Raw genomic sequence first — 7,233 nt, forward strand, 5'->3', positions numbered from 1 at the left:
CAACACTTTTGATAAAGGATTTTAGGAAAGGTTGCTGCTTCTCTTAGGCAGAAGCATTATCGGTTGACACTGGATTTCAGGACACGTATCTGCTGGTGAATAAATTAAAGTTTGAAAACGCCTTTCCTAGTCGGATTGGCGTTTTTCGTTTATGAATAATGTCTTCTATAAATAAATCCTCATAGTTATGCCTAGAGATAACTAAGGCTAGTTCTCCGTTTGTAACGTGGTATTTAATCTACTTTTACGCTTTCAACAGTCACCATTTTCGCGAGCTGTTCAATTGCCTGCTCAATCAATTCCACTTTCTGCACTAGCGCAATTCGTACATAGCCTTCCCCCGCCGTGCCAAAAATACTTCCTGGCACCATGACGACTCCTGCTTGTTTGATGGCTTCGAAAACGAATTGCTTATCATCCATTTCAAACGGGTATTTCGCCCAGACGAACATACCGCCGGCAGATGGAGTAGTTTCCCAGCCGAGTTTCGCAAGGCCTTCCATTAAGGTGTGATGGCGTTTGGAGAATTCCGCGCGCAAACGATCGGTGATTTCTTCGCCGTGGTCGAGTGCGACGGCCGCGGCTTCTTGGATCGGTCCAAACGTACCATAGTCGAGATTCGACTTCAGTTCTCGTAGGACTTTAATCATCTCTGCATTCCCGATGAAATATGCAATCCGTGCACCTGCCAGACTGAAGCTTTTCGATAGAGAGTTGATTTCCATTCCTACTTCTTTTGCGCCTGGTGTAGTCAGGAAGCTTGCAGGCCGTTCACCCGTGAAATAGTATTCCGAATACGCTGCATCATGCAAGACGATAATTTCATGTTTCTTCGCGAACGCTACGACTTCTTTGAAGAACTCTTCACTCGGCATTGCGGGTACCGGATTACCTGGTAAGTTCAGGATGAGGAGTTTTGCTTTTTTCGCGACTTCTTCCGGGATTTCATTCAAATCAGGCAAGAAGTCGTTTTCTGCTAGTAACGGCATGTAATAGGGCACGGCCCCCGCTAATTTGATGCCTGCGTCATAGGCAACGTACGCAGGGTTCGTTGTCAAGACATAGTCCCCTTCATCACAAAATGCAAGCGGCAGATGAACGAGACCTTCCTGTGAGCCCATTGTCTGCAGTATTTCTGTTTCAGGATCGATAAGGACTCCCGTTCTTCGTTTATAGTAATTTGCGACAGCTTCATGGAATCTCTTTGTTCCTCCAAGTGTATAGCCGTACGACGATACCAAGGCGCTCTGCTCGGACAGCGCTCGGCGTACGCGCTCGTCCGGTGGAAGGTCAGGACTGCCTAGGCTCAGATCGATGACATTCTCTCCCGTCGCTTTCTTCGCTGCCGCCGCTGCCTTCAGTTCACCGAAAATCGTAGGCGGGAAAATCGACATTTTTTTGGAAGTTTTAAAATTCATAAAGACGCACTCCTTAGCTGTTATAGAATAGTTGATTTCCTCATTGTACCATGCAGAGTTGTTGCTTGGAAAAATTTTATTGCCAGTACGGCATGTTTGTCCGATTACAATTCGGGAATACTACTGGTAGTGAAATTCTATTGAGGAGGATGCAATATGGCGAAAGATAAATACGAAAAAATAGACGAACAAGTACCTGGACAGACCCAATCCGAGCAGCCTGGTGTAGAAGAAGAGATGCACCCTGCTCCGATTTATGATGATCCGAACTTCAAAGGTGCCGATAAATTGAAAGGAAAAACGGCCCTGGTCACTGGCGGGGATAGCGGGATCGGACGTGCCGTGGCAGTTGCATTCGCAAAAGAAGGTGCGGACGTGGCAATTGCCTACTTAGCCGATCAGGAAGATGAGGATGCGGATAAAACCGTCGAATTGATTGAGCACTATGGAGGTAAGGCGAAGAAATATCAGATTGACATAAGCAAAGAAGAGAATTGCCAGCAGCTGATTCAGCAAGTTATCAAGGACTTCGGCAAATTGAATGTCTTGGTCAACAATGCAGGAAAACAGTTTCCTCAAAACTCCATTGAAGACATTTCGAGTGATCAGCTGAAAGAGACATTCGAAACGAATTTCTTCGGTCTGTTTTATCTATCAAAAATCGCGGTCGGGCATATGGAGAAAGGCGATTGCATCATCAATACATCTTCAATCACAGCTTATAATGGATCGCCTGGTTTGATCGATTACTCCGCAACAAAAGGTGCCATTACAAGCTTTACGCGTTCATTGGCACTCAGCTTGTCAGAGCAAGGTATTCGAGTCAACGCCGTGGCACCCGGGCCGATTTGGACGCCGCTCATCCCGGCGACGTTCGATGCGAAGAAAGTGGCGGAACACGGAGCGGACACGCCTATGAAACGACGCGGTCAGCCCGCTGAAAATGCGCCCGCCTATGTATTTTTGGCATCGCAGGATTCCAGCTATATGACCGGCCAGACGATTCATGTTGATGGTGGAGATTTTGTTGGTTCTTAATGGCTTTTGGTGCAGTTCATTCAAGGTATCTGGAAATGAAATAGTACTTTATGAGCTCATTTGAGGCTGTTATGAGCGAGCGGAGTATCTGTATGATCGAGATCCATGCTAGTATGATCGCACTGAAGTAGAATATGAGCGCATCTAGTGGTTTTATGAGCGCGGACTGCACAAATATAGTAATAGCATGAACAGGGACTGCCCGGAAAGTCTTTTCCCCATGACTTTCCGGGCAGCCTTTTTGCTATTATCCCTCAAATGGCCACTTTGGCAACATGCGATTTAATTTTTTATCGCTGCGTTCGCCAAGGACATATTCCGCCTGCATGATTGTATGAATTTCCCGAGTGCCTTCATAAATAACCGGCGCTTTCGAATTCCGCAAATAGCGAGCGACCGGATATTCATCCGAATAGCCATACGCACCGTGGATTTGGACTGCGTCATCTGCGGCTTGATTGGCAAAATCACATGCTTGCCATTTTGCGAGGGATGTTTCGCGCGTGTTTCGGATTCCTTTGTTCTTCAATTCGCCTGCACGATAGACGAGAAGACGGCTCATTTGGTAGCCGGCCTCCATCTTCGCAAGCATCTGCTGGACGAGTTGATGATCACCGATTTTCTTGCCGAATGTTACGCGGGTCTTCGAGTACTTGATGCTTGCTTCGAGACAAGCACTCAATAAGCCGACAGCCCCTGCTGCTACAGTGAATCGGCCATTATCAAGAGCGGCCATCGCAATCTTGAAACCTTCTCCTTCTTCACCTACCAAATTCATTGCAGGAATTCGAACATCTTCAAAAAATAGTTCGCCCGTATTTCCTGCACGGATTCCGTATTTCCCTTTAATTGCTTTCGATGAAAATCCCGGCATTGTCCGCTCGACAATGAAAGCGCTGATGCCATGGTGTTTTTTAGACTTATCAGTATAGGCAAAAACGAGGAAATGGTCTGCCGAATCACAGAGCGAAATCCACGTTTTCTGTCCATTCAATACATAGTCGTCTCCATCACGAACCGCAGTTGTCTGAATCGCCGCCACATCTGATCCAGCACCTGGTTCCGTTAATCCGAACGCGCCGATTTTCTCACCTTCCGCCTGTGGAACTAAATATTTTTGTTTCTGTTCTTCCGTTCCCCATTGCATAAGTGTCATAGAATTTAAACCGATATGCACGGAAACAGCTGTACGAAAAGCCGTATCACCGCGTTCCAGTTCCTCACATAAAATCGCCAAGGAATTATAGTCCATCCCGCTGCCGCCATATTTTTCGGGAACACAAACACCCATAAATCCTAGGTCGGCAAGACGTTTCCAAATCGTCGGATCAAACCCACCCTGTGCATCCCATTTTGCGATATTCGGCATAATTTCAGCATCCACGAACTGCCTCGCTGTCTGCCTTAGCATTTTCTGTTCATCTGTAAATGTAAAGTCCATCTTCATGTCCTCCTTTACAATGAATCTAGTTTTCCTCGATGACTACTCCGCGCTTTTTCATTTCTTCAATGTATAATGCTCCCGGCACAATCTGCTCTGGCGGAAGGGCACCCCTTTTCGTGATGATGCCGTTTCCGATCATCTGCGCCACTACGGAAATTGTGTTGGCAGTCGCACGAGCCATTGCGGTTTCATTTGTTGATGAATCTTTTTCTGTGATCATATTGAACGTAATTGTTTTTGGTTGGCCATCCTTCGTTCCGCTCACGTGCACACGCAACAGTACGGCGTCCGACTTATCTCCAAGACGCAATTGCGGGGTCAGATGCGCCATCATGACATCACGCACACGCAGCGGTCTGCCGTCCACTTGGATCGTGGATTCTCTTGATAGTAATCCAAGATCCACGAGCAACCTGGCCTTTTCCGCATGTCCCGGATAGCGGATTGTCTTGTATTCGAGCGTCTGCACGGCAGGAAATGACTCTAGTAAAGTGGATGTACCGCCAGACGTATGGAACGCTTCCATCATGCCATAGCGATCGAATTCCAGTGCTTCCACTTCTGATAAAGAAGGTAATTCCTTAATACTGCCTTGCCGGATGACACGGGACGGATCGGTATAATGGTCGAATAACCCTTCCAATGAAAATACGACATTGTAATCCAGCGGCGGTTTCGGATTCACAGGCACACCGCCTACATAAAGTTTAATCGTTTCCGTTTCATCAAGTTTCGAAGCGCCGTATCCTGTTAATATATTAATCATTCCCGGCGCCACGCCAAGATCTGGAATGAGCGTCACGCCTTTAGCGGCCGCTTGCTCATGAAGGGCCAGCACCTTCTCCGTCGCACCGCCGATATGTCCGCCAAGATCGACGACATGCACGTCACGTTCCACTGCACAGCGGGCCACTTTTTCATTGAATGTGTAAAATAATGCATTGACCACAATGTCTCCGAGCCCGATGACATCGCTCAGCTGAACATCATTACGTGCATCAAGTAATAAAATATCGAGTTTGTCGGACATCAGTTGCTCCGCAAAGTCCTCTGCCTGCCGAATTGCCCGGTCCGCCAAATAGACTTTCTTCACTTCGTCCTGCTTTACTAAATCTCGTACGACTTCTTTACCCATCAATCCTGCACCTAATACGACAACTTTCATCTGCTCATCCCTTCTCTCTGTAGTTCATTCCGTGTCGATTTGAGCACGCTGCAGCTTGCCGCTGTAGTCGATGTAAATACTCTTCCACTCCGTAAAGACGTCAAGCGCCGCTACGCCTGAATCACGATGGCCGTTTCCTGTCCCTTTCGTCCCGCCGAACGGCAAATGAATCTCCGCGCCTGTCGTTCCTGCGTTAATGTAAACAATTCCCGTATCTAGATCTCGTTGTGCTTGAAACACTTTATTGACGTCCTGAGAGAAAATTGAGCTTGATAATCCGTACGCAACGCTATTATTCACTTCAATTGCTTCATCCAAGCTACTGACTGCGATAAGAGAAACGACCGGACCGAAAATCTCTTCTTGTGCCAAAAGGCTATCCCACGCAACATCTGAAAATAACGTCGGTTCGAAATAATGTCCTTTGGCATATTCGCCTTCATTTAAAACTTTTCCGCCCGCCACTAATTTTGCACCTTCCTGCTTGCCGATTTCGATGTAACTCTCGATTTTCTCCAGCGCTTTCACATTGATGACTGGGCCGACCTTCACCGATTCATCCAGTCCATCTCCCATTGTCAACCCCTGCATGCTTTCAGCGAGGCGTTGCTGCAGTTCTTCTTTGACGTCTTCATGTACGATGACACGGCTGCATGCAGTACAGCGCTGGCCTGCTGTTCCGAATGCACTCCATAAAATCCCTTCGACAGCCAGATCCAGATCCGCATCATCCATGACAATGACCGCATTCTTGCCGCCCATTTCCAATGAAACCTTCTTCAGATGGCGACCGCCGAGTTCCGCGACATGACGACCGGTTTCCGTTGAACCCGTGAAGGAAATAACCCGCACATCAGGATGTTCGATCATCGCCGTTCCGACATCAGCTCCGGATCCGAAAACGATATTCGCTACACCATGCGGCAAACCGACTTCTTGAAAAATCAATGCCATCTCATATGCCATCAAAGGCGTCTCGGTTGCAGGCTTCCAAATGAATGCATTGCCGGCGACGATTGCCGGAAAGGACTTCCATGTGGCGATGGCGATCGGGAAATTCCAAGGCGTGATTAATCCGACTACACCGATCGGTGCGCGGACGCTCATGGCGAATTTATCCTGCAGTTCGGACGGGACTGTTTCCCCGAAGAGTCTGCGTCCCTCGCCTGCCATATAATAGGCCATGTCGATTCCTTCTTGGACTTCGCCACGCGCTTCCTCGATCACTTTGCCCATTTCTTTTGTCAGCACTTGTGCGAGATGTTCTTTTTTCTCTTTCATGATTCGACCGATTTCATAGAGGTAGTCTGCACGTTTCGGTGCCGGGACGAGCGCCCATTTCTTTTGTGCTTCCTTAGCAGCCGCTACGGCTTTTTCCACGTCTCGCGCTGAGGATAACGGGACTTGTGCGAGTTCTTCTCCGTTTGCTGGGTTCAGTACAGCGGTGTAGTTAGCGGCTTCCTTTTGCCACACACCGTCCACATAGTTTGTCAGTTTCATTCGTCTTGCTCCTTTCTAATTTGCGTGATTTTCGTTATTGTCCTTATATGAATTGTTCGACAATATACTATCCTATTCCTTTAATGTGTAGGGTATTCCGAGCTTTTGTCCTCTTAATAATCTGGGGTGGCATGTTGTTTTCTGTTCCGAATCCTTGCTTGGGATAGCTTGGGTGTAGTCATTGAACTCACTTCGGCGCTGGCGGCTTCGTTTAGTGAGCGCGGCCAATAGGCTATCTTTCTTTGCAAAAGCTAGTTTGGATTACTATATAAGATAGTAGCTTGGGCATCGAATCAAGAAATAGAGTGACGTCACTGAACTCACTTCGGCGCTGGCGGATGGCTCCCGCAATGAGCCAGTCAGGAAGATCACCTGTCTGTCTCATTGCTCCGCCTACCGCTTGTAAGGCGCCTTCGTTTAGCGAGTGGAAGCAAAGGAGCTCATTCCCTACGCAAGCTAGCTTTGACAGAAAATGCATACTAGATATTTCTACTTTAAACACCACATCGATTACGTTGACCACACCAGCGTAGCCGCAACTGCGGGGTCGGCCGATGCCATGAGCCAGTCAGGAAGATCGCCTGTCTGTCTCATCGCTCCGCCTACCGCTTGTAAGGCGACTTCGTTTAGCGAGTGGAAGCAAAGGAGCTCATTCCCTACGCAAGCTA

At 47.9% G+C, this 7,233-nt stretch carries 5 protein-coding genes; 1 reads left to right on the forward strand and 4 read right to left on the reverse strand.

The annotated features are described in order from the left end of the window. Positions 1-233: 233 nt before the first annotated feature. Positions 234-1,418: an aminotransferase class I/II-fold pyridoxal phosphate-dependent enzyme gene (locus tag H7J92_RS02330; RefSeq protein ID WP_221835199.1), complete on the reverse strand. Its 1,185-nt coding sequence runs from the start codon at positions 1,416-1,418 to the stop codon at positions 234-236. 156 nt (positions 1,419-1,574) lie between these two features. Here H7J92_RS02330 and H7J92_RS02335 point away from each other — a divergent pair, with 156 nt between their 5' ends. After that, the gene (locus tag H7J92_RS02335; protein WP_221835200.1) at positions 1,575-2,456 is read left to right on the forward strand and encodes an SDR family oxidoreductase; all 882 of its coding nucleotides are present in this window, start codon (positions 1,575-1,577) and stop codon (positions 2,454-2,456) included. A 247-nt stretch (positions 2,457-2,703) separates the two neighbouring features. On the opposite strand, the gene H7J92_RS02340 is transcribed toward H7J92_RS02335, so the two are convergent. From H7J92_RS02340 to H7J92_RS02350, 3 genes are read right to left on the reverse strand one after another with little or no spacing between them, the layout of a single operon-like run. Continuing rightward, positions 2,704-3,897: an acyl-CoA dehydrogenase family protein gene (locus tag H7J92_RS02340; protein WP_040758566.1), complete on the reverse strand. Its 1,194-nt coding sequence runs from the start codon at positions 3,895-3,897 to the stop codon at positions 2,704-2,706. A gap of 25 nt (positions 3,898-3,922) precedes the next feature. Next, a complete protein-coding gene (locus H7J92_RS02345; RefSeq protein ID WP_009766312.1) occupies positions 3,923-5,065 on the reverse strand; it encodes a saccharopine dehydrogenase family protein in 1,143 nt (380 codons plus the stop codon). A gap of 24 nt (positions 5,066-5,089) precedes the next feature. Further along, positions 5,090-6,565 (reverse strand): aldehyde dehydrogenase family protein, encoded by a 1,476-nt coding sequence (locus H7J92_RS02350; protein ID WP_078817436.1) that lies wholly within the window; start codon positions 6,563-6,565, stop codon positions 5,090-5,092. Positions 6,566-7,233: the final 668 nt, after the last annotated feature.

Source organism: Sporosarcina aquimarina (genome assembly GCF_019748715.1).
GTDB lineage: Bacteria > Bacillota > Bacilli > Bacillales_A > Planococcaceae > Sporosarcina > Sporosarcina newyorkensis.

Bases quoted from the DNA above. Each gene is read 5' to 3' on its own strand.
- H7J92_RS02330 (WP_221835199.1), bottom strand. From the start codon at position 1,418: ATGAATTTTAAAACTTCCAAAAAAATGTCGATTTTCCCGCCTACGATT.
- H7J92_RS02335 (WP_221835200.1), top strand. From the start codon at position 1,575: ATGGCGAAAGATAAATACGAAAAAATAGACGAACAAGTACCTGGACAG.
- H7J92_RS02340 (WP_040758566.1), bottom strand. From the start codon at position 3,897: ATGGACTTTACATTTACAGATGAACAGAAAATGCTAAGGCAGACAGCG.
- H7J92_RS02345 (WP_009766312.1), bottom strand. From the start codon at position 5,065: ATGAAAGTTGTCGTATTAGGTGCAGGATTGATGGGTAAAGAAGTCGTA.
- H7J92_RS02350 (WP_078817436.1), bottom strand. From the start codon at position 6,565: ATGAAACTGACAAACTATGTGGACGGTGTGTGGCAAAAGGAAGCCGCT.